At 44.7% G+C, this 1,292-nt stretch carries 1 protein-coding gene; it reads left to right on the forward strand.

Annotation, left to right across the window (positions count from 1 at the left end; all coding sequences use genetic code 11):
• Positions 1-1,292: acyltransferase domain-containing protein (locus tag IQ264_RS32475; RefSeq protein ID WP_193986913.1), on the forward strand; the 1,292-nt coding region annotated here is incomplete at both ends.

Here is a 1,292-nt window from a genome sequence, read left to right on the forward strand (position 1 = left end):
CTACCCCCCAACCCCTTCTTCAGCCCTAACCCCTGTTTTAGATGAAACCGCATATACCCAACCCGCCTTATTTGCTATAGAGTATGCCCTATATGAATTGTGGCGTTCCTGGGGAATCGAACCCGCAGCAGTAATTGGTCATAGTGTAGGAGAATACGTTGCTGCCACTGTTGCCGGAGCGTTGAGCCTGGAAGATGGACTAAAATTGATTGTCCAGAGAGGACAACTCATGCAGTCTCTACCGCAAAATGGCGCAATGGCAGCAGTTTTTGCGCCGGAAAGTCAGGTGAGAGAAGCAATTCAAGGTTTTGATGCTCAAATTGCGATCGCAGGCATTAACAGCCCCAACAATACTGTAATTTCCGGGAAACATGAAATAATCCAAAAAGTTACAACCCACCTGCAAGCACAGGGAATAGAAGTCCGTAACCTCAAAGTCTCTCATGCCTTTCATTCTCCCCTCATAGAGCCAATCCTAGACTCTTTAGAGCAAGCAGCCAGTCAAATTTCCTACCAACCTCTGAAAATTCCTCTGATTTCCAACCTCACAGGGCAGATGTTACAACCAGGAGAAACACTCAATGCCCGCTACTGGCGAAACCATGCTCGAGAACCTGTACAGTTTATGGCGGGGGTCAACACACTTTTAGATGAAGGCTTGAATATCTTTTTGGAAATCAGCGCCAAACCAACTTTATCCCGATTGGGGCGGCAATGCCAGCAAGAAAAGGATGCTATTTGGCTTTCTTCCCTAACAACGCAACAAGAAGATTGGCAGTCATTGCTTAATACTCTATCAACTTTATATTTGCAGGGAGTTGAGATTAACTGGCGCGGATTTGACCAAGACTACTCGCGCAGTTTACTGTCCCTGCCTACATACCCCTTCCAACGCCAACGCTATTGGATTGAACTCGTAAATACTACTACTACAAATGGAAAAGATATGGTTGTAAATGGTAATGTTGCAAAGACAGAAACGGATGTTGTTGTTAGAGACAGCAGACGCGAAGAAATTATCGGAACTTTGCAAACTTTAGTTGCTAGTTTATTGCAAGTCTCCCCAACAGATGTGAACATTCATGCTCCTTTTCTAGAAATGGGTGCTGATTCCATCGTCATGGTTGAGGCTGTACAAAAGATTGAAAGAACTTATGGGCTAAAAATTGCCCTTCGTCAGTTATTTGAAGAATTAGCCACTTTAGAAGCCTTAGCAATTTATCTAGACGAACGTCTCCCCGCTTCAGGTGTTAGGGGTCAGGTGTTAGGTGATAGGGAGAAAGACAATTCCC

This window comes from [Phormidium] sp. LEGE 05292, assembly GCF_015207735.1.
Classification (GTDB): domain Bacteria; phylum Cyanobacteriota; class Cyanobacteriia; order Cyanobacteriales; family Aerosakkonemataceae; genus Floridanema.